The 21587-nt window shown below is 67.3% G+C and carries 19 protein-coding genes; 10 read left to right on the top strand and 9 right to left on the bottom strand.

Annotated features, from left to right (window positions below):
- Positions 1-63: 63 nt before the first annotated feature.
- The 3 genes from ACTMO_RS20825 to ACTMO_RS21980 form a co-directional block, all read right to left on the bottom strand.
- A complete protein-coding gene (locus ACTMO_RS20825) occupies positions 64-1353 on the bottom strand; it encodes an erythromycin esterase family protein (protein WP_211212936.1) in 1290 nt (429 codons plus the stop codon).
- Positions 1354-1686: 333 nt separating this feature from the next.
- Positions 1687-2304: a CPBP family intramembrane glutamic endopeptidase gene (locus ACTMO_RS0109130; protein WP_245556291.1), complete on the bottom strand. Its 618-nt coding sequence runs from the start codon at positions 2302-2304 to the stop codon at positions 1687-1689.
- A 499-nt stretch (positions 2305-2803) separates the two neighbouring features.
- On the bottom strand, positions 2804-3484 hold the full coding sequence (locus ACTMO_RS21980) for a TetR/AcrR family transcriptional regulator (RefSeq protein WP_019854379.1): 681 nt from the start codon (positions 3482-3484) through the stop codon (positions 2804-2806).
- Between the two features lie 219 nt (positions 3485-3703).
- On the opposite strand from ACTMO_RS21980, the gene ACTMO_RS0109120 reads away from it, so the two are divergent.
- The 7 genes from ACTMO_RS0109120 (at position 3704) to ACTMO_RS0109090 (ending at position 13560) form a co-directional block, all read left to right on the top strand.
- Positions 3704-4069 (top strand): peptidase inhibitor family I36 protein, encoded by a 366-nt coding sequence (locus ACTMO_RS0109120; protein WP_026449027.1) that lies wholly within the window; start codon positions 3704-3706, stop codon positions 4067-4069.
- The gene (locus ACTMO_RS0109115; RefSeq protein WP_157062851.1) at positions 4062-4967 is read left to right on the top strand and encodes a hypothetical protein; all 906 of its coding nucleotides are present in this window, start codon (positions 4062-4064) and stop codon (positions 4965-4967) included. The genes ACTMO_RS0109120 and ACTMO_RS0109115 overlap by 8 nt, the downstream gene beginning before the upstream one ends.
- Before the next feature lie 183 nt (positions 4968-5150).
- Positions 5151-6425 (top strand): APC family permease, encoded by a 1275-nt coding sequence (locus ACTMO_RS0109110; protein WP_019854376.1) that lies wholly within the window; start codon positions 5151-5153, stop codon positions 6423-6425.
- A gap of 143 nt (positions 6426-6568) precedes the next feature.
- The gene (locus ACTMO_RS0109105) at positions 6569-9379 is read left to right on the top strand and encodes a beta-L-arabinofuranosidase domain-containing protein (RefSeq protein ID WP_033401517.1); all 2811 of its coding nucleotides are present in this window, start codon (positions 6569-6571) and stop codon (positions 9377-9379) included.
- A 135-nt stretch (positions 9380-9514) separates the two neighbouring features.
- Entirely contained in the window at positions 9515-10549 is a 1035-nt protein-coding gene (locus ACTMO_RS0109100) for a LacI family DNA-binding transcriptional regulator (protein WP_019854374.1), read from the top strand.
- A 139-nt stretch (positions 10550-10688) separates the two neighbouring features.
- Complete coding sequence (locus ACTMO_RS20815) at positions 10689-11051, top strand: GNAT family N-acetyltransferase (protein ID WP_169509058.1); 363 nt, start codon at positions 10689-10691, stop codon at positions 11049-11051.
- Positions 11052-11211: 160 nt separating this feature from the next.
- Positions 11212-13560 carry a M28 family peptidase gene (locus ACTMO_RS0109090; RefSeq protein ID WP_026449026.1) on the top strand — a complete coding sequence of 783 codons (2349 nt, stop codon included), beginning with the start codon at positions 11212-11214 and terminating at the stop codon, positions 13558-13560.
- Positions 13561-13585: 25 nt separating this feature from the next.
- On the opposite strand, the gene ACTMO_RS0109085 is transcribed toward ACTMO_RS0109090, so the two are convergent.
- The 3 genes from ACTMO_RS0109085 to ACTMO_RS0109075 form a co-directional block, all read right to left on the bottom strand.
- Positions 13586-14422: an SAM-dependent methyltransferase gene (locus tag ACTMO_RS0109085; protein ID WP_019854371.1), complete on the bottom strand. Its 837-nt coding sequence runs from the start codon at positions 14420-14422 to the stop codon at positions 13586-13588.
- Between the two features lie 98 nt (positions 14423-14520).
- On the bottom strand, positions 14521-14856 hold the full coding sequence (locus ACTMO_RS0109080) for a YnfA family protein (protein WP_026449025.1): 336 nt from the start codon (positions 14854-14856) through the stop codon (positions 14521-14523).
- A 172-nt stretch (positions 14857-15028) separates the two neighbouring features.
- Positions 15029-15547: a phenolic acid decarboxylase gene (locus ACTMO_RS0109075; protein WP_019854369.1), complete on the bottom strand. Its 519-nt coding sequence runs from the start codon at positions 15545-15547 to the stop codon at positions 15029-15031.
- Positions 15548-15637: 90 nt separating this feature from the next.
- Here ACTMO_RS0109075 and ACTMO_RS0109070 point away from each other — a divergent pair, with 90 nt between their 5' ends.
- A complete protein-coding gene (locus ACTMO_RS0109070; RefSeq protein ID WP_019854368.1) occupies positions 15638-16096 on the top strand; it encodes a MarR family winged helix-turn-helix transcriptional regulator in 459 nt (152 codons plus the stop codon).
- Between the two features lie 15 nt (positions 16097-16111).
- Here ACTMO_RS0109070 and ACTMO_RS0109065 read toward each other — a convergent pair whose 3' ends face one another.
- Entirely contained in the window at positions 16112-17134 is a 1023-nt protein-coding gene (locus ACTMO_RS0109065) for a beta propeller repeat protein (protein WP_019854367.1), read from the bottom strand.
- 274 nt (positions 17135-17408) lie between these two features.
- A complete protein-coding gene (locus ACTMO_RS20810) occupies positions 17409-17681 on the bottom strand; it encodes a helix-turn-helix domain-containing protein (RefSeq protein WP_051099236.1) in 273 nt (90 codons plus the stop codon).
- A gap of 724 nt (positions 17682-18405) precedes the next feature.
- Between ACTMO_RS20810 and ACTMO_RS0109055 the strand changes: the two genes are divergently transcribed.
- Entirely contained in the window at positions 18406-18897 is a 492-nt protein-coding gene (locus tag ACTMO_RS0109055; protein ID WP_245556096.1) for a hypothetical protein, read from the top strand.
- Between the two features lie 81 nt (positions 18898-18978).
- Positions 18979-20541, top strand: coding sequence for an ArnT family glycosyltransferase (locus tag ACTMO_RS0109050; RefSeq protein ID WP_019854364.1), 1563 nt, complete (start codon positions 18979-18981; stop codon positions 20539-20541).
- A gap of 83 nt (positions 20542-20624) precedes the next feature.
- Here ACTMO_RS0109050 and ACTMO_RS0109045 read toward each other — a convergent pair whose 3' ends face one another.
- Entirely contained in the window at positions 20625-21464 is an 840-nt protein-coding gene (locus tag ACTMO_RS0109045; RefSeq protein ID WP_019854363.1) for an NPP1 family protein, read from the bottom strand.
- Between the last annotated feature and the right edge of the window lie 123 nt (positions 21465-21587).

The raw sequence follows: 21587 nt of genomic DNA, 5'->3' as shown, positions 1-21587 counted from the left end.
TTCGGTGGAGAGGCGGTTCGGGCCCGAGCGATGGCACACCGCTCGGACCCGAACCGGTTGCTCTTAATGCTCGCTGTGCAGGCTGGTCGTGTGGTAGGTGGTTGTTGTGGGACTGGTCAGGACCGCGTCGAATGCCCGCGGTACGGGAGTGGACAGGCTGGAACTCTGGGTGCGGATACCGTCCAGTCCTTCCACGGGTGCGTTGCGGAGGTTGGTGAGGCTGATCTCGGCGTCGTAGCCGGCGTCGATGACGGCGGCCTCGACACTTCCGGGAGCGGGAGCGTCGAGGCGCTCCTCGGTGACGGTGAAGCCGGTCTCGGTGTCCTCGCTCGGATGCATTTCGGCGACGTGCTCGGCGGTGTGGGTCTGGGCCAGCGCCCGGTAGCTGTCGCCGAGCAGGAGGTGGAGATAGTATCCCATGGGCAGAGCTGCGAGTTCCCCGCCGAAGTACACCGGGGTTTTCTGGATGTGGTTGTTGTGGGCGGCCAGCACGATGCGTGTTCCGGGCTCGGCGCGGTCGAGGTGCCAACGCAACGATTCGGCCATGTAGTGGTCCCGGACCGAGGCGTCCCCTTCCATCCCCCCTCCAGCGAAAAGGTCGCGCATGGTGGTGAACATGTAGTCGGCGTGCAGGGCCGCCTCGAGGTGACGCAACGCGCGGTCGTAGCCAGCCTGGTCACTGCGTGAAACGTACAGCGGTTCCAGTGAACGGAACCGCAGCAGCAGCCGCGTCAACGAGGCGGTCAGTGCGTCCTGCTCGGCACCATCCAGCTGTGCCCATTTCGGGGCAGCCACAGCCACCGAGGTTCCGGTGAATCGGTCGGCGATGGCCAGCGCCCGCTCGACCAGGTCAACGACCTCGGGATCCACCTCGCGCAGGTAGTCGGCCAGTGGTTCCAACGCCGGGCGCAGCTGGCCGCCGGCCGTGGGCGTGTCCACACCGACGAAACGCAGCGGATGTGCGCTGGTGCGGTTGTGTCGGCGCAGCCAGTGCACCAGTTCCGGGTTCACCCCGGCGTTCGTGGTTCCACCCACCGTGGCCAGGTCGGCCTCGTCACCGTGGCCCCGCAGCCAGTGGTCCAGGGCCGCGGCTTCGCTGAATCCGAACTCGAAGGCCACGACAGTGAATCCACAGCGTTCGGCCAGGAAGCGCAGCATCCGCTGTCGAGCATGGGTGAACTCACTGACGAAGTGGGCTCCTTCGCCCAGAGCCACCACCTGCGCGTCGCCGACGATGTCGCGCAACGGTTCGAGGTCGTCCAGCGGCGCGTCCACGTCGAAACCACGCAGAATGCTGGTGTGCTCGCAGAACCAGTCGGACAGTGGGGCGGAACGAGACATACGGTCAGTCATCAGTCGCTCAACTCTCGGTGTAGGAACGAAACGCAGTCACCGAATGGGGAGACGGACCCAAGCCGACTTGGCCATGCACAACCGGTGGCGGGCCGCAGCCCGGCTCCACCGGACCGGAGGAGACAGCACTCCGGTCGTCCGCGCTCCCCGGGAGGAGCGTGTCAGAGGAAAAGACTTCCCGTAGGCATAGTGACCACCCTAGCAGCCGTTGACCATCCCGCCCCGGCCACCCTCCAGTGCTCGTGGGCCCGGTTCTCCCGAAACTCCCGCGAGCCGCGAAGTAGGCGTGGTTCTCAGGTCAGGTCGCTACGACACACCCCCGTGTCGGAAATCTCAACGGCCGAGCCAACCGAGAAGAAGATCGATATAAGCGAGGTTGACGATGATGTGCACCCCGATGGTGATCCAGATATTGCGGTAGCGAGACCACAGATACCCACAGAACACCCCGAACGAGCCCTGGAAGGCCAGTATCATGGCCACTTCGGTGAGCACCGGTCCGGATCCCAGATGGGTGGGCAGATGCATCATCGCGAACAGCGATGACGACACCATGATCGCGGGCCAGCGTCCCAGCAGGCTCTCGATTCGGGTCTGCAGGAAACCACGGTAGAAGACCTCTTCGAGAACACCGGCGGTAAGCAGAGTCACCAACGATGCCACAGCCAGAGTCACCGGATCCGGTAGTGCCTCGGCCGGAACGGGTGGCGGAGCCAGTGGGCTGATCCGCGACAGACAGAACCACGCCACAACAGCCGGGATCGGAGCCAGCCAACGCGGGCGCATCACACGCAGCGGAATCGCGGGAGAACTCGGACCGGTTCCGCGCAGGATCCGGAACGCCATCAGCGGCACCACGAGAAACAGCGCTACTTTCGATAGCGCGTAGCCCACGTCACGGGAGAACCCGGCGGGGAGCACGGCGATCATTACCGGAAACACCACGGCCATCGCCACGACCGTCCACATCTCCCGCAGTGTCCGAGCACGTCGAACGTGCGCCAGTGGATCGATTTCCGCCAGCCGAAGCGGGACCAGCCGCGTGAGTACCAAGCCCACCGCGGGGGGAAGTATCGCCGCTCCCAGGGAAACCGGTGGAGCTCCCTCGTTCGCCGAGACACGGAAACTCGTGTGTCCGGTCAAAAGCAGCCACAGCGGAGAGCCGATCAGGAGGACGAGTCCGCACGTCGTTACTGCGCGCGCCGTGCGTCTCTTGGCAGGAAGGCTCGCCGCCACATCGCCTTCGGAGGTCTCCGTCGCGGAGGACATACTTCGATACCTTTCACGACCCGAGTAGGTCGGTTAGGGGGTGATGCCTCTCCCCGCGTTTCCGGACCGGACACCGTTCGTGAGCGGGTTGAGGACAATGAGGGCCAGCGGGAAACCCCGGCACCCGAGCTGTCCCGTCTTCGACGAGTGTCTGTCCGGCGGTCCCAGGGATGTCACATGATCATCCGTTCTCCCCCGGCCGCACGTTCGAGGACGAGTCGGACAGTCGTGTTCCCGTGATCCTGCTGGCCATCCCGAACAGAAGCTCGAAGAGATGTGTCTCCTCCTCCCCCTCGTGGTCACGGCTGAACAGCATGTAGCAGCACCGTTCGGCCATCCAGCAGAAGGCCAGCAGCTCCGCTTCCAGGTCACCACCGCCTACCGGGAGTCCTCGCTGCCGGTCCCGTTCCAGGGCCGCGACCTGGAGGGCGACACTGCGTTCCATGTATCCTCTCCACACGCGCCGGTAGTCCGGATTGGAGGCCACGAACTCCATGACACCGGACAGTATCCCGCTGTGAGCTTTCCACGTCGCGAAAAGCAGACGCAGTATGGCGGGGAAGGCTGCCGTGAAACCGTTGTCGGTCAGCAGCTGTTCGTGCTCGTCCATCATGGGACCCACCACGCTCTCGATGGTGGCCGAAAGGATCGACTCCTTGCTGTCGAAATAGAAGTACACGGTGGACCGGGCCAACCCCGCCTCGCTCGCTATGCTCCCCACCGTCAGCTGTGACGGCAGCTTCTGCTGGAGCAAACGCCGTGTCGCCTCCAGCAGGGCGCGTTCCTGGATGTCGCCCTGGCTGATCCCCGTGCGATTCCGATATCTCGGTGACTGCCACCCGGAGTATTGCATGCCGCTCATCGTATGAGATTGTCCCGTTTTGTTCTATACCCTCTTGTCGTCGACACCGTGTTTAGTAGAATCAACACTGTGTTCGGTAATGGTCGGAAAGGTAGTCGATCGAAGAGCGCTTCCCGTTGACGGGATTCGTGGAGCTTGTTTTCTTTCGGTGACTTTTCCCGACGTTTCCGTGAGCACGGAATGATCGGACGATCGTGTCCCGAACAAGGAGATAATACATTGTCTTTGCGCAAGAAGTCCGTTGCCGTGGCCAGTGCTTTCGCCATGATGGGAGTCGGTCTGGTCGGGTTCGCCGCCCCAGCCACGGCCGACCCGTGCCCGTCCGGAGCTCTCTGTGCCTGGTACAACAAGAACTTCGACGGAGACCCGGGAACCGTCTACGGGGACAACAACAACCTGCTGCAGTACTCCAAGTTCGCCAATGCCGGATCCACCTACAACAACGGGACGAGGTGCAACGTCGCACTCTACAGCGGCAGGAACATGACCGGCAGTAAGTTCACCCTCGCCCGGGGAGACGGGATCAACATCAATCCTCGCGGGGCATACGCCGACGGTATCGCCTCCAACGACTGGTGTGTCTGACTCGATGCGTCTTCGCGGCCCGGTCGGCTTCGTGGCCGTCCTGGTGGTAGCACTGTCGATGGCCGGGTGTGCCTCCACTCCCGGCCATCGGCCTCCGAACGAGGTGGGCTATCCCTTCGGAGGCGTCACGCACTTCTCGGAACGGCGTGCCGTGCTGCTGCACGAGGCGAAGGAACGACTCATCGCCGAATGCATGGCAGACAGAGGATTCACCTACGAAGTCTCCCCCGCCGCCACCGGCGGCGAAGGTCCGGACAACCCGTACGGTCTGCTGTCTCCGGAAGAGGCGCGGAAGAACGGGTACGGCATGACGATGCGCCACGTCGAAAGGGCGGAACGGGAGGAGAAGAGGGACGAACGACCGAACTCTCGTGGAGAGCGGTGGAAGGAGGCACTGACCGGAACCGAGGAGCACAGAGTCTCTTTCACCACTCCGACCGGGCGGACGTTCACGTATTCCAGTGACGGGTGCGTCCATCGTGCCCGTACGAGGCTGTACGGAAAGTCCTGGTACCGTGATTTCCACACGATCCAGTCCCTGTCGAACAGGGTGATACGGGCGGTGACGGACTCCGAGGAGTTCAAGGCGGCCCAACAACGCTGGTCGGACTGCATGTCCTCCGCCGGGCACGACTTCGACACGATACAGGGTCCGTTACGTGTCGTCCGGGAGGAACTCTCCGAGCAGGGGGCGAGTAAGGAAGTGGCCGACCTGGAACTGTCCTTGTCCCGTCAGGACGCCCGGTGCCAACGGCGTGCCGAACTGCCGGACACGGTGGAAGCGGTGCAACGACGGGTGGAATCCAACACCCTGTCCGGACATCGCGACACCCTGGACAGGTTGCGTGCCTCGCACACCGAGGCCGTGGCCCGGGCCCGTGACCTCGTGCGTGACTAGCGGCTGTTCGCGATCCCTCCCCGGCTGGGAAGACAAAGGCGCGATGTTCATGTTCCGGAAATCAGGAATTTCCGCGACCATCGTTCGGAATTCGCTGGCTGATTCGGCTGGGCCGAACTTCCGTTTCCAGAGGGCTCGGATACCATCACGGAAACGATTTCGTGTCCCGGGGAGAGATCCGCCATGTCGTCCGAGCCCTCCGCGCTGGCCCGTCGTCTGGGGACGTACGACGCCGTGGTTCTGGGATTGGGCTCGATGCTGGGTGCGGGGGTCTTCGCCGCGTTCGCTCCGGCCGCGGCGGCCGCCGGATCCGGGCTGCTGGTCGCGCTCGGTCTGGCCGCGGTGGTGGCCTACTGCAACGCCACCGCCTCGGCCCGGCTGGCCGCCCGGTACCCCGAGTCCGGCGGCACCTACGTCTATGCCGGACGCCGTCTCGGACCAGTGTGGGGATTCGTGGCCGGGTGGGGGTTCGTGGTCGGCAAGACCGCCAGTTGCGCGGCCATGGCACTGACCCTGGGCTCCTACGCGTGGCCGGAGCACCCGGTTCCCGTCGCCGTGGCGGCGGTGGCGGTACTGACGGCGGTGAACTACTTCGGAGTGACCAAGACAGCCCGGCTCACCCGTGTGCTGGTGGTGCTCACGTTGCTGACCCTCGCCGGGGTGGTGGCCGCCGGGCTCGGAGGAGGCCAGGTCGACCCGACTCGGCTGGGCGACTGGACCACCCACGGGATCACCGGTATCACCCAGGCGGCCGCGCTGCTGTTTTTCGCCTTCGCCGGTTACGCGCGCATCGCCACGCTGGGAGAAGAGGTCCGCGATCCGGCCCGCACCATCCCCCGGGCGATCCCCCTGGCACTGCTGTTGGTGGTGGTCGTCTACGCGGTGGTGGCCACGAGCGCGTTGCTCGTGCTCGGTCCCCAGGGCTTGGCCGAGGCGCGGGCCCCGCTGGCCGCGGTCGCCCGCACCGGTGACCTGGGTGAACTGGCCGTGCTGGTACGCGTGGGCGGTGCGGTGGCCTCGGCCGGTGTGCTGCTGTCGCTGATGGCCGGTGTCGGTCGCACCGGTCTTGCCATGGCCCGCGACCATGAGCTGCCGCACTGGCTGGCGGCCGTGCACCCCCGCTACCGGGTTCCCCGCCGGGCCGAGCTCCTGCTGGGGATGGTGCTGACCGTGGTGGTGCTGTTCGTCGACCTGCGCGGGGCCATCGGTTTCTCCAGCTTCGCCGTGCTCGTCTACTACACCCTGGCCAACGTGTCCGCCTTCACCCTCCCCGGCGAACAGCGCCGTTGGCTGCGACCGCTGACCGTTCTCGGTGCCGCCGGATGTCTCCTGCTGGCCACCACCCTGCCGGTGACCAGTGTGCTCGGTGGACTCGGCCTGTTCGGTGTCGGACTGGCGGCCAGAGCGGTGGTCCCCCGTCGAGGTGGTCGGGGACTCCGGCGGGGAACCGGGAGCTGAAGCGTCCGAGGGCCGAAGCCGTGCTCGCGCGAGCCGTGGAAAACGGCCCGGAACGCTGCTAGCATTCCCGATCCGATCTTGTGTTAGCGCTAACACAACACCGGAGACCATCGCGCCGACCCGCTTCGACGCCAGGAGCCCCCATGAGCTCTCATGTCAACCGCCGCCAAGCGCTTTTCCTGGGCACGGCAGCCGCGTCGCTACTGGCCCCGCCTTTCACAACCTCAGCCGCCCACGCAGGGGCCAGGGCTGCCGCAGCCACCTCGTCCGAGCCGTTCCCACCGCGATTACGTCCCTTCCCGCTGTCCGAGGTGAGCCTCGGACCGGGGGTCTTCGCGGACAAACGTGCTCGGATGCTGGATTTCGCCCGCGGTTACGACGAGAACCGGTTACTGTTGAACTTCCGGGTGAACGCGGACCTTCCCACCCACGGGGTCAGCTCCCCCGAAGGGTGGGAAAGCCTGGACGGCGAGGCCAACGGCAACCTGCGTGGACACTTCACCGGCCACTTCATGACCATGCTCGCCCAGGCACACGCCGCCACCGGTGAGGACGTGTTCCTCCGCAAGCTCCGCACCCTGGTTTCCGGGCTGTACGAGTGTCGGCAAGCGCTGAACCGAGCTCCCTCACTGCGGACCGGCCCGGGGCCGTTCGGCAGAGCCGTGGAGGTGCGTCGGGGATCCCATCTCCATCTCGACGTCCCGGCGGAGTCGCTTCACGGGCTGTCCGAGTTGACCTTCGCGGCCTGGGTGCGTCCCACCGTGGCCGAGCCGTGGGCCCGGATCCTCGACTACGGTGATGACACCGAGACCACCATGTTTCTCACCGCCTGCGACGGTGACGGGCTGCCCCGCTTCGCGATCACCCGTGCCGGCGCCGACAGCGAGGAGCGAATCGTCGGCACCCGACCGCTGTCGGTGGGTGAGTGGAACCACGTCGCCGTCACTCTCGGAGGCGGAACCGGCCTGCTCTACCTCAACGGACACCAGGTCGGTCAGAACAGGGCGATGACGCTCACCCCGTCCGAACTGGGACCGTTGGCCCACTGCTGGCTCGGCCGTTCCCATTACGGCGACCCCGTCTACGCCGGCGGATACCACGACGTCAACCTGTGGTCGAGTGTGTTGTCTGCCGAGCAGATCGCCCGGATGGGCCGTTCCAGGGCGGCGGAAGTGGTCGGCCCCGGAGACCGGTTCTCCTACCCGTGTGACGAGCACGGGGGAACCGTGCTGCACGACGTGTCGGGGGCCGGACGGCACGCGCGGTACGCACGCACCTGGGGGCGACCCAGCCACCCCGGTTTCCTCGCCGCGTACCCGGAGACCCAGTTCATCCTGCTGGAGTCGTTGACCAGCAGCGACTACCACTTGGTCTGGGCGCCGTACTACACGGCGCACAAGATCCTGCAGGGACTGTCGGACGCCTACGAAACCACGAACGACTCCCGTGCGTTGGAGCTGGCCTCCGGCATGTGTGACTGGATGTATTCCCGGCTGAGCCGGTTGACCGAGGACGATCGGCAGCGGATGTGGAGCATCTTCTCCAGTGGGGAGTACGGGGGCATCGTCGAGGCGATCCTGCGCACCCACGAGCACACCCGCGAGCCGCGTCATCTGCGGTTGGCCCGGTACTTCGACCTGGACTCGTTGATCGAGGCCTGTGCGCGTGATCGCGACGTGCTCGAGGGCAAGCACGCCAACCAGCACATTCCGATCCTCACCGGGTTGGTGCTGTTGTGGGAACGAACCGGAGAGCGGCGTTACCACCAGGCCGCGCACAACTTCTGGCGCATGGTCGTGCCACCCAGGATGTTCGCGATCGGCGGCACGGGCGAAGGCGAGTTCTTCCACCGTTCCGGAGCGGTGGCCGAACTGCTGGGGCCGCACACGGCGGAGACCTGCTGTGCCTACAACATGCTCAAACTCACCCGGGAACTCTTCCTCCGGGACCCCTGCCCCGACTACACCGAGTACTACGAACGGACGCTGGTCAACCAGATCCTGGGATCCAAACAGGACACGGTGGATCCCGAGAGACCATTGACCACCTACTTCGTGGGGCAGCAGCCCGGGGCCGTCCGTGACTACACCCCGAAGAACGGCACCACCTGCTGTGAGGGCACCGGAATGGAAAGCGCCACGAAGTACCAGGACTGTGCGTACTTCGTCGGTGAGGACCAAGAGTCGCTGCACGTCGCTCTGTATCTGCCCTCGACCCTGCGTTGGCACGCCAAGGGGGTGAGGGTCGAGCAGCGTACCTCCTTTCCGCACGAGGGACGCAGCAGGATCCGGATCAACGGTTCCGCGGAGTTCGAGCTGCACCTGCGGGTGCCGGCATGGGTGGTACCCGGTGGGTTCGCGGTGCGGGTCAACGGAGTCCCGCATCCGGTGCGGGGTGCGCGGAGCCGGGTGCGGATAGCCCGTCGCTGGAGCGACGGCGACGTCGTCGAGGTCGATCTTCCCTTCGCACTGCGTGCGGAACCGACCCCGGACGATCCGACGGTACAGAGTCTCATGTACGGGCCGGTGCACCTCGTGGCACTCGAGGCGAGCACCGAGTTCCTGAACTTCGGGCTCCACCCCACCGCGAGACTGTCCGGAGACCTGTCCCGCGCTCTCACTCCCCTGCCGAACAGGCCGTTGCACTTCCGGCTCGGTGGCGTGGAGCTCGCTCCCTTCTTCGAAGGCACCACAGAGCCCTGTCACTCCTACTTCCGGAGGGAGGAACCCCGCATCGTGTTCGACTCGGTCGACTCCGGAGTCCCGAACCGCACGGGGCCCGACGGCACCACGTTCCTCGACCGGATCTGGAGCGCCGCTCCCTTCGCGGACAAGGGGGAACTGGTCGAGCGGGTGACGGAGGTGTCCGGGCTCTGGTGCCGACAGGGCGTGTTCACAGTGGAGGAACGCCGGAGGATCAGAAGGGCCGTGGCGCGGGCACGCTACGAGCACTGATCCCCCGGGATCTCGGCGGGGCGGAGGCGGACGGGCCGGGGTCGGCAGACGGAACCGATTCCGCCTGCCGACAGCCTGGTCGGACGGTCCGGACGGGACGGTATCGTCGGTTCGGTCCGAACGTCGGAGGTGTCTATGTCCCGGAACGCGTCCGCGCCACGACGTCCCGTCGTGATGACCGACGTGGCTCGGCTGGCCGAGGTCTCGCACCAGACGGTGTCCCGGGTGCTCAACGGTCACCCGTCGGTGGCCCCGCGGACCCGTGCTCGGGTGTGGGAGGCGATCGAGCGGCTCGACTACCGCCCCAATTCGGCGGCCCGTGCGCTGGTGACCCGGCGCACGGGAGGGATCGGGGTGATCAGCCCCGTCACCACGCTCCACGGCCCCGCTCGCACGCTGTACGGCATCGAACAGGCGGCACGGGGGAGCGGCCACTTCATCAGCGTGGCCAGGGTGGAGGACGTCGAAGGGGAGACGATGCGGCGGGCCGTGCGACGGCTGGGCGAGCAGTTCGTCGACGGGATTATCGTCATCGCACCGCATCAGGCCGCTGTGGAGGCGCTTCGGCGGACGCCCTCACGCCTTCCGCTGGTCGTGGTGGAAAGTGGCGAGGGAGGAGAACGGCCCGTGGTGTGCGTGGACCAGTTCGACGGGGCGGGCGCGGTCACACGGCACCTGTTGGAGCGGGGGGCCTCCACGGTGTGGCATCTGGCTGGCCCGGAGGACTGGTGGGAGGCCCGCCAGCGCCTCGCGGGGTGGAGAGACGAACTGTCTCGGCACCGGCGCAGTACCCCCGAGGTGCTGTTCGGCGACTGGAGCCCGGATTCCGGCTACGCCAACGGTCTGGCACTGGCCGAGCGCGTCGGAACGGGTGCCGTGTTCGTCGCCAACGACCAGATGGCGCTGGGCGTGCTGCGCGCTTTCCACGAACGGGGCCTGCGGGTTCCGGAGGACGTGCTGGTGGCGGGCTTCGACGATGTCCCCGAGTCGGCCTATTTCACCCCTTCGTTGACCACGGTCCGGCAGGACTTCGACGCGGTCGGCCGCAGTGCCATGGAGCTGCTGCTGCAACGCATCGAGGGTGCCGAGCACCCCGAGGCCCGCGTCGTGGTCCCGCCGGAACTGGTCGTGCGGCAGAGCACCGATCTTAGTTCGATACACCGAACATAGGTTCGTGGTTCGTGCCCCGCAGCCCTGTACTCCTGAAACTGTCCCGAGAACGGAGCAGGGCAGACAGTCCTCGGTGAGGAGCGCGGGGCCGACGGTGTGGGCGTGCTCGGTGGTCAGCGGTCCTGGCTGGTACTGCTGCTTGGTCGACAGCTCGGGTTGTCTGCCGCGCGACAGGCCCGTGGGCTTCTACAGCTTGCGGGGGGGGGCAGCCCCCGAAGGCGAGCTGGACTGTCTGTTCGTGGATCCCTCCGCCGTCGGCGGCGGACGGGTCTGGAACCACCTGTGCGACACCGCCCACAGCCTGGGTTTCCACCAGATCCGCATCGAGTCCGACCCCAAGGCCACCTCTTTCTACCGGTCACGCGGAGCCGAGCTGGTCGGCACTGTCACCTCCGGCTCGATACCCGACCGCGAACTACCCCTACTCAAGTACTTCCTACCCGAAAACCTGCCACGACCAGACTCACAGCGTTCCACTACGCGTACCGACACGTCGCACTGAGGTTCTCCCCACGGGGCTACGTTGTCGTTCGTGTCGTCACTGTGACGGTGATGCCGGGCGGAAAAGACAGCGCACGGGTCGGGCCACCGCAGCGGCGAAAGTGGATACTTCTCGCCGGTTCGGGGTTCGTCTTCTCCGGTTCTCGGGCTAGATTCCCCTTATGGGCTCCCCAGCGGACATGCCGGAACAGGGCCACACCGGACCTCGTCGACGGGGTGCTCTCGGTCGAGGGGGTGCTCTCGCGGGACTGTTCGCTCTGGTGCTGGTCGGTGTGCTCGCCACGATCGACCGTCACCCGGTGGAACCGCTTCCCGCGGAGGCTCCCTCCTCGGTGTTCAGCGCCGCACGTGCGGCCGAGCACGTCGAACGGATCGCCGAGGAACCCCGCCCGGTGGGATCAGCCCACCACACCGAGACGCGACATTATCTGCTCGACCGGCTCGACGCCTGGGGTTGGACCACCGAGGTCCGGCGCGGCGTCGGAGCCAGCCCCTCCTCCACCGGAACCCGACAACTCGCCGCGGTGTCCAACATCGTCGCCAGGCTGCCCGGGACCGATCCCAGTGGAACAGTGGTGCTCGCCGCCCACTACGACTCGGTGCCCGGTTCGCCGGGAGCCGCCGACGACGGCCTCGGCCTGGGGGTTCTGCTCGAAACGGCACGGGCGCTGAGCACGGACGGATCCGCACCCCGCAACGACGTGATGCTGCTGATCACCGACGCGGAGGAACTCGGCCTGCTCGGAGCCGAGGCGTTCGTCCGCCGGCACACCGAGGACCTCGGAACCACGGTGCTGCTCAACCACGAGGCACGGGGAAACGCGGGCACACCGTCCACTTTCCGCACCACTTCCCCCAACGGGGAACTGTTGCGTGTGTTGTCCGCCGCTCCGGGGACCGTGGCGAACTCCGCTTTCGAGGCCGCGTTCGAGGCCCTGCCCAACGACACCGATGTCACCCGCTTCGCCGAAGGCGGGTTGCACTCCTACGACACGGCGATCATCGGAGGCGGGGCCTACTACCACACCCCGCTGGACACCCCCGACCGTCTGAGCCGTTCGGCGTTGCAGCAGACGGGGCAGGCCAGTCTGGCGATGACGAGACAGCTCGCCGTCGCTGATCTGACGGCAGTGCCCGAAAGCGGGAGCGAACTGGTGGTCACCACACCGTGGGGTCTCCTGCGCTGGCCCGCGGCGCTCGAAGAGCCACTCGCCTGGATGACACTCGCGTTGGTCGGTCTGGTCACGGCACTGCGTCACCGTCGAGGTGACCTGACCCTGCCGCGTGTGGGGATGTCGGTGGGGGTCACCGTCCTCGTTATGGCGATGGCCGGCACCGCCGCGCTGGCCGTGTGGCGAACAGCTCTGGCGATCGACCCGGGGCAGGCTTCGGTGGAAGTCGGAACCGTCTATCACCCCGAACCCTATCGCCTGGCGATGGCGTCGGCCGGACTCGGTCTGCTCCTCGTCGGCTACGTGCTGGCGCGCCGTCGCCTCGGAACTCCGGCGCTGGCGACGGGAGGACTGGTGACCTTCGCCCTGTGCGGGGTGGTGGCCGCGCGGATGGCGCCCGGTGCCTCCGCGCTGCTGTTGCCTCCCCTGCTTCCGGTCGTGCTGGGACACCTGCTGGCGACACTGCTGCCCGCACGACACGACCTCGCTCGGACCGTGGTGCTCGTGCTCGCGCTGGTCCCGGCCGCGCTCGTGCTCGGGCCGAACGCACTCAGCGCTTTCGCTCTCGGAGCCGGGATGGGCGGGGTGCTGGCGGTGGTGTTCCTCTCCCTGTTCGCCTGGTTGGCTCTGCCGTTGCTCGGGCGTCTTCCTTCCCCCGACTCGCGAGGCGCCCGAACCCTTCGGCACGTGCTGGTTCCGGCGCTGGGGATTGTGCTGGTCGCGTTTCTCACCGCGACCGGTCTGGTCGTCAACCGCAGCGAAGCGACGCCCCCACGCCAGGAACACGTCCTGTACGCACTGAACACCGCCACCGGCAGAGCACACTGGGCCTCCCCACGGGAACCGGACACGGGATGGAGCCGATCGCGGCTGACCGAACAGCCCGCCGTGCTCGACGAAAGCTTCCCCTGGCTCGACGGCCGTAGGCTCTTCCACGGCCCCGCCCCCGCGACGGACAAGAGCCCACCACGGCTCGACGTGGTCGAGGACCGGCGTGGGGACGACGGCCGTCGGGAGTTGCTGCTGCGGTTGTCCTCGCCCAGGGGAGCCACCGGTGTCGGGATGTGGATCGCGGGTGAACAGGCCACGGTACGTGCCGCCACCGTAGGGGGACGAGACCTGTCGGTGGATCCGGCGGACGAGGAGTTCGGATTCGTCTTCGACGACACACCACCGCGGGGCATCGAGGTGAGGGTGGTTCTCGACCAACACCAGGAGACGCTCACCGTGCGCCTGGTCGACCGGAGCCACGATCTCGACAGTGTCCCCGGCTTCACTCCCCCGCAGGGGGTGCTGGTGACTCCCACGGTGGCGGTCACCGGAGTCCGGACGCTCTGAGACCGGCCCCGTCCCCGTGGGCACCTCAGTCGTTGTCCGGAAGTATCCCCACCGCCGCGTAGGCGTTGCTGCGGGCCGCGTACTCCTCGGAGACGGGTTCCTCCGGTCGCCACGCGGCGCTGGGCACCAGGCCGGGCTCCAGCAGCTCGTAACCGTCGAACATCTCCAGAACCTCGGCGTGGCCGCGGGTTGTCAGGGTCGGGGTTGTGGTGGTCTCGAAGACCTCCTGGGCCCCTTCGACCTCCTCGGTGGTGATGTCCAGTACCGCCGAGTGGGAGAGCACGAGCGCGCTTCCCGGCGGGCAGGCGTCCCGGTAGGCCGCGACCAGCCCCACCGGGTCCGGCGTGTCGAGAATGTCCAGAACAGCCACGGCGAGTACGGCCACCGGCCGCCGGAAATCCAGCAGCCCGGATACCCCCGGAGCGGCCAACACGGCCGCCGGATCCCGGACGTCGGCACGGGTCGCGGTGACCAGTCGGTGGTCGGCCAACAGCTGGTGGGCGTGGCGCACCGCGATCGGTTCGATGTCCACATAGGCCACACGGGCCCGCGGGTTCACCTGTTGGGCGATCTCGTGCACATTGCCTTTGGTGGGGATGCCGGAGCCCAGGTCGAGGAACTGGTCGATTCCGGCTTCGGCGCAGAGGCGCACGGCCCGTCCCAGGAAGGCCCGGTTGATGTGGGTCCATTCGAGGTTTCCGGGAAACACCCGCAGCAACCGGTCGGCCGCCTGCCGGTCGGCGGCGAAGTTCGTCGACCCCCCGAGGAAGTAGTCGTACATGCGGGCGATGTTCGGAGTGTGCTCGTCGATCTCGCCGCTGTCGGAATCGGACTCCACGGGTTCCCTGTCGTGCTCGCTCATCGCGAACAGTCTGACACGGACGGGATCGTCCCTCCGTCCGGTACGGCCCGGGCGTGGCCCGTACGGACGGCCTCGACACCGGGACGGGGCACGTGCTGTCACCGGCGGCGCGGGGCGTACATGATCACGGCGACTCCGACCAGACAGACCGACGCCCCGATGACGTCGTAGTGGTCCGGACGGTAGCCGTCCAGCACCACCCCCCAGGTGAGTGATCCCGCGACGAACACGCCGCCGTAGGCGGCCAGGATCCGCCCGAAGTGGGCCTCGGGCTGCAGCGTGGCCACGAAACCGTAGAGGCCCAGGGCGAGCACGCCGAGCCCCGCCCACAGCCACCCCTGCTGTTCCCGCACGGCCTGCCAGACCATCCAGGCACCACCGATTTCGAACAGGGCCGCCACCACGAACAGGCTCACCGAACGGGCTATGGTCACGCCCCGACCGTAACCGCGGTCTCGTGGACCCTCGTTCCCGGAGAGCCCGCCACTCGACACGACTGCCGAGGGAACGTCCGTGTCGGACACGGAGAACCTCGCGCTGCTCGTATCCACCGGGTACCCGACGGTGAACCGCCCACGGACGAGGGTGGGGGTTTCTCCGGCGGAGTCAGTTGACGCGCGTGGTGTAGCCCTCGGGGAGCCTCTCCGGGGGTTCGGCGATGACGGTCTCGTCGTCAAGGCCCCTGTCCTCGACGAAGGTGATGGTGGCGAACTCGGGAACCGTGAACACGGGATAGGTGGGTCCCTGGTCGCGGTAACGCTTCATCTGTTCGAGATGCTCGTTCTGGAAGCACACGGTGCGTTCCGGATGCTGGTGGACCCAGCGCGGGAAGAAGATCACCCCGTGCAGGCGTCGCGGGCCGAGCAGCACGTTGACGCTGACCGAGGTGCCGGTGGGTTCGTTCCAGGAGATCTTGTAACTGTCCTCGGCGAGTCGGACGAGGTCGACGGGCTGGTCCTTGACCCAGCGTCCCCCCACCATCCCGCTGTGGATGCGGTAGTCGATCGTCTCGGCGTTCTTCACGTACATCTCGTACCGCCATCCGTTGGCGTAGGTGTAGATGAAGTGCCTGCCGAGGATGCCCGTGAGGTCCTGCTCCGGAGCGGCCGGGAACAGCGCGGTCATCACACACCTCCCTGCGTGTCGTTGCCGGGACACCTTCATTTTTGTTGCAAAACTAGTTTGAGTCAAAATAAAGTGTGTCACAATGTTCCCGTGACCACAGCCGCTTCACTCAGCCGTCTGCTCGGCCCGCTGCGGCGGGCCGTGCTGCGTTCGACCAGGACCGCCGAAGACCTCCCCGACCTGCCCGAGGCGCAGATCGAGTTGCTTCGCGTGCTCTCCGACGAGGGTCCGCTCGGAACCAAGGCGGCAGCGGAACAGCTCCACACCTCGCCGGCAACGGTCAGCAATCTCGTGCGGACGATGAGTTCCTCCGGCCTGGTGGACAGAAACACCACCCACCGGGACCTACGCACGGTACAGCTGTCGATCACTCCGCGAGCCCGGAGGCTGCTGGAACGTTACGACAAGGCCAGTCGACAGACCCTGGAACGGGCACTGGCCGAACTCACCGTCGAGGACAGAACGGCCCTGGCCACGGCCATGCCCGCCCTGGAGCGTCTGACCGAGATCCTCTCCGTCCGGTCCCACGAGGACTCTCCCGCCTCCTGAGCCCTCCGTGGCGGCCTAGCCCAGCGACAGCTCCTGCCAGCTCGCCCCGCCGTCGAAAGTACGCAGCACCGCACCGTGTCGTCCCGTGCCGGAGCCCCGCAGCACCACCCCGTGCACCGGATCCTGGAAATCCAGGTCGAGAAACATCGGGGGTTCCCGGCGCAGCGCGGTCTCCCATTCCCTTCCGCCGTCGGTGGAGCGGAACAGGAACCCGAAACCGCCCCCGACCGAACTCACCACCACCGACAGCGGGGTGGACACGGCCAGTCCCCGGCTGATTCCGGGTGCCGGTGCCCGACCCAGTGTCCGGAACTCCCCCCGCCCCAGGGAACACTTCAGGTCCTTGTAGGTGTGGCCCGGGGGCTGGTCCGCCTGGTAGGAGCACAACGCGAACACCATGGACGGATCCGCCGGCGGTACCGTGAGCCAGGCGGCCATGTAGGGCTCCGCACACGGCGGGCTGCCCTCCCGCCAGTCCGTTCCGTTGTCACTGACCCAGTACCGCCCGGGAACGCCCCCTCCTCCGAGAGCGACGAAGGCGGCACTGCCCGTCGCCACCACCGATCCGCCCGCGGGACCGGGAACCTCGATCCCGGTCGCCGGTTCCCACCGCGACTCGGAGACCGGTGACACGAGCAGACGGGTCCGTCCGGTCTCTTCAGCACCGGAGGTGACCACCGCGTAACAGAAGTGCTCGTTGGAGGCCAGGTCCCCCACCAGCACCGGGTTGCCCGTCTCGGCGAGTTCCACGAGGTGCCAGTGTGCGGCCCCGTCGTGCGTGGCGAAAACGGTTTCGCCGTTGGTGACCAGCAGGTCCCGCTCGGTCATCGCGTGCACCCGTACGTGCCCGGAGAACTCGCTCACCTCGACCTGAGGCGCCGCCCGTCGTGACCAGGACAAGCCGCTGGTGTCGGTGTGCAGCAGCACCGGACGCCGGGACTCCTCCTGTCCGGCGAACCCGAGGATCCAGCCCCGATACGCGTTGGTCCACGAGGTCGAGGTGGGAACGAACCCGTGGGGGACTGCCGCCTCGGTCATGGTCTCTCCTCACCGGTGTTGGTCCGCGGGTCCCGGTGTGATGGGTGCCTACCGGGAGGGCTGGCTGCTGGTGTGGCGGCAGTGTCGCACTCCGCACGGCCTGGCGGCGGTATTTCACGCTATCGGAGCACGGCGGAACCGACTCGCTGTCGCCCGCGAGCGCGCGGACGGAGGCCGCGGGCGACCGCAACGACGGAACACGCCGCTGCCTCGTTGGTTCCGGTCCCACTTTCGTTGTGCCACCGTTCCCACGACGACCCGTTGGGCCGAAGACTCATTCGTCGTTCTCATATCGCCCCGCCCGATCGTCCGTCGCCTTTCCGGGGGAGACGCCCGGTTCCGGTGTCAACAACTCCCCGATGTCGCAGTCCAGCACTTCACAGATGACATCCAGATCGGACAGTTTCAGACTGATCGGCGTGCCCGACCAGAGACCAGACAGCTTCCCCGCCGAGACGTGCAATCCGTGTTCGGCGAGTCTGCGCTGCAACTCTCCCGCCTTCCAGATGCCCCGGTGGGCCGCCACGAGTCGTAGATTCCACTTCACCTCTCCGTCCTTCCTGGCCGACACCCGTCGCCGTGCTCACTTCTGCCGAAGTCTGCTCCGACGTCGAGGAATCCGGGCAGGAGCACCGGTCTCGACTCTCGTTCGAGGTTAGTATCCACTGATTCCCGTGGGGGCGATTCATGCCGGGAAATGCACGATCGTGTCATCGTCCCACTCGGAACGGGAACTCGTTTTCTCCGGGCTTTTTTCCTCCCGTTTCGGAAAATTGTTGTGATCACACTCAAAAGGAGGATTGTCTATTACGTTGTGTCCGGGACAAGCCTCCGGAAAGGTGATTGTCTCTTCGCGCGGAGACCTTCGAACTCTCCGCGCTGCCGGGGAGATGGCAACGTCGGCCCCTGGTCGCCTCCTGGGCCTCCGGTCGCCGAGGAGCCCGTCAACCTGCCGGACACCGGTGGACCTCCCACACACGGGAAAGCCGGAACGGTCACCGACTGTGCTCCGGCGGACACGCGGCCACACGCCGACGCGGCCCCCGAGCGTCCCCTCGAGACGGGGTTCGTCTCACCGACACCGCGCCACCCCCCGGGGGTCGCGCGAGGGGTGTGACGCATTCGGGCAACACCTCTGAGCTGCCAGGTTCGGTCACACGCCCTCGGCGGGTGGTGCTTAATCGGAGTGTTACCGGTAGGCTCTGGTACGCCGGACAGGGATTCACCCTCCGGTGGGACTGGCCGTTTGCTCCTATCACGAGTCGATACGGATGACACTTCAAGACGACCGTGCTCGACCCTGGTTCCAGCCTCTGGTGCCGCACGAACAACCGCACAGTGACTTCACCAACGACGCGGGACCACTGACCACCCGCATCGAGGGGGAGCTCGTTCCTCCGGACCAGCCGTTGAACCCGGCACCGTGGACGGAACGGCTCGAGGTCACGCAACCGTTCATCCCCGCCATCCGGGAACAGGCACCGGAGTTCGCCAAACGCCTGAACCCGGAGCCGACCCCACCGACCCAGGCCGCGGAGGAGCCCGGCGAGACCGAACCCGCTCCTCCGCCCGGCACCGCGTCTCCGGCGAGCCAGCAGCGACCCGTCGAGGCCCCCTCGCCGGACACCGCGGCGGCCTCGGGGGACGGTTCCTCCGAAACGGTGGGGCCCCCGCAGAAACGACGCAGCCTGGCCCGCCGTGTCGTACGCCGGATCCTCGGCCCGGATCTGCTGCGCAAGGACCCTCCCCCGAGGAAACGCTGACACAGTGGGGCCTTCCGCCCGTGACAACTCCGATGCGGCCCCGTGCCTGTCGGGCTGTTCCCATAGCCACTTCGGAGCGTAATGTCCACAGCACCCCCGGCCTCCGCCGGAACTTCGCTGCGTGAGCCCGGCCCGTCCGTCCCCCACCGGCCTCCCGCCTTCGCGTGGCTTCCGCTCACCGTGCTCGGTCTCGGCGTGCTCACCGTGGGAACCCTGGTCGCCTCACGCTACGGCTACTTCGGTGACGAGCTGTACTTCCTGGCGGCGGGACACCATCTCTCCCTCGGGTACGTGGACCAGCCCTTCGGAGTGCCGCTGCTCGCGCGCACCATGCAGGCCCTGTTCCCCGACTCGCTGGAGGCGCTGCGGCTGCCGTCGTTGCTGTCCACGATCGGCTACCTCGTGCTGACGGCGCTGACCACGCGGGAACTCGGGGGAACACGCACGGCACAGACCTGCACCGCCCTCGCCTGCGTGCTGGCCCCCCATTTCGTGGGTTCGGCGCACCTGCTGGTCACCTACTCGTTCGACCAGACGATGTGGGCCTGGGTGCTGTGGCTGCTGGTGCGGTGGGTCCGCCGGCACCCCACCGGCGACTCGGGGGACCTTCTGCTGTTGGCCGCCGGAGCGGTCACGGCCTTGGCGCTGCAGTTCAAACTGCTCATCCCGGCACTGTGGGTGGTGCTGGTGCCCGTGAGTGTCGTGCTCGGGCCCCGGCGGCTGCTGCGGCGCCCTGGGCTGTGGGCGGGCGGTGCGTTGGCCGTGTTCGCCGCGTTGCCCAGTGTGCTGTGGCAGTGGCGTCACGGCTGGCCACAGCTGGACATGGCCGATGTCGTGGAGGCCGAGACCGGCGGGGTGGAGGCCTTCCTGAAGGTGCTGCTCACCCAGGTCGGCCCGATCGGTTCCGTGTTGACGCTGTTGGGGCTGGGTGGACTGCTGTTCGCGCGCGGGCTGCGTGAGTACCGGTTCCTGGGGGTCACGGCGGTGCTGCTCACGGTGGTGTTCGCCGCCAGTGGCGGACGTTCCTACTACCTGGCCGGTTTCTACGCCGTGCTGTTCGCCGCCGGGGCCGTCCTCGTGCAGCAGTGGTGGTGGCGACGTCCCCGCACTCGGCGGTACCGGTGGTTGTTCCGCGGATGGACCGCCGGGGTGGCGGCGGCCTACCTGTGGGCGCTTCCCACGGCGGTGCACACGCTGCCCCTCGCCCCGGTCTCGTCCATCGGGCCGGCGAACGTGGTGGCCACGGCCAGCCTGGGATGGCAGCCGATCACGGAGCAGCTCGCCGCCGCGTACCACAACCTGCCGGGAAGCGAGAACACCAAAGCCGTCGTCACCCACGACTACTGGTCGGCCGGGGCGCTGCACCATTTCGGTCCCGAGCACGGCCTGTCCGAGGTCTACAGCCCCAGCCGGGGGTTCTGGTACTTCGGGCACCCCTCCGAGCGGGTGCGGAGGGTGGTCTACCTCGGCTCCGACCGGCAGCGACTGGGAGAGCTGTTCGAGTCGGTACGGCAGGTCGGCACCGTCAACACCGACCTGCCCGCCTCCACCTACTACGAGGGCATGAGGATCTGGGTCGCCGAGGATCCGAAACTGCCCTGGTCCCGGCTGTGGCCCCGGCTGTACCACATGAGTCTGTGGTGACCGTCCCGCTCTCCCCGCCGGCAGGTCCCGCCGGTTCGGGAACCCGGTGAGCCCCGCCGAACCTCTCGGTCGCGGGACTCGGGTCACAGGGAGGGATCGAACGGGATACCGGCGGGTTCGGCCGCGGCGAGGTTGTCCCGGAACGCCCCGTCGGTGATCGCGAACGCGGCGTGGCCGAAGTCGGCCTCGCTCAGTACCGAGCGGGTGTCACCGGGAAAACGTTCCCAGCTCACCAGGGCCGGATAGTGCCAGTCTCCCAGGTCGTTCTCCGGCTGTTCGTCCTCTCCCGCCAGCCGGAAGGCGTGGGTGCCCACACCGTCCTTGTGGTAGACGACCTTCGCGTGGGTGCCCTCGTGCCAGTCGACGGCGGAGGCCGGATGCACGTCGTACTCGCCGTGGGCCGAGGTGGACACGTAGCGGGCACGGCCCTCGTGCACCCACACCACCACGTGCTCGATGTCGTGTCGGTGACCGAACACGTCGAAACCGGGAACGGCCTGGTCCTTCTGGAAGTACACGTCGTACAGGTGGGCCTGCCAGCCGTGGTTGCTCTCGGAACGGGCATAAACATTGGAGTTCTCCAGGTCGGAGAGGTCGTGGCACTGCCCGTCCAGCGCCCCCGAGTTGTCCAGTCCCGAGTTCACCGTGCCGTCCGGGCCGACGGCCACGCTGGGGTAGCATCCGTCCCCGTCGTAGTCGAAGGCCGGCATCCACTTCCGGTCCAGGGAGGTGGAGTCGGCCGGGATCCGCCGGGGGACGGTTTCGGCCACCGCCGAGCCCGGCAGGGCCACCAGCAGCAGAACCGCGCCGTGCACGGCGGCCGTCACCCGTCTCACGCGACTCCGGACGAACCTTCCCGTCCGGCCGTGCTCCCACCGTGCTCCGGTTCCGGTGACTTCCCGCGCGGCCGATGAGCGCGTCATACGTTCCCTCCTCCGTGTGCGGGTGGCGACGCGGGGTGATCGTAACGGGAGAACGGAAACGGTGACCTGGCTCCGCGGGAACGGAACGTGAAAACGACGTGCTCGACTCCCCGGTGGTCCGAC

This window comes from Actinopolyspora mortivallis DSM 44261 (assembly GCF_000384035.1).
Classification (GTDB): domain Bacteria; phylum Actinomycetota; class Actinomycetes; order Mycobacteriales; family Pseudonocardiaceae; genus Actinopolyspora; species Actinopolyspora mortivallis.
Note: the sequence above shows the minus strand (reverse complement) of the source record. Positions and strands in the feature narration are given on the sequence as shown.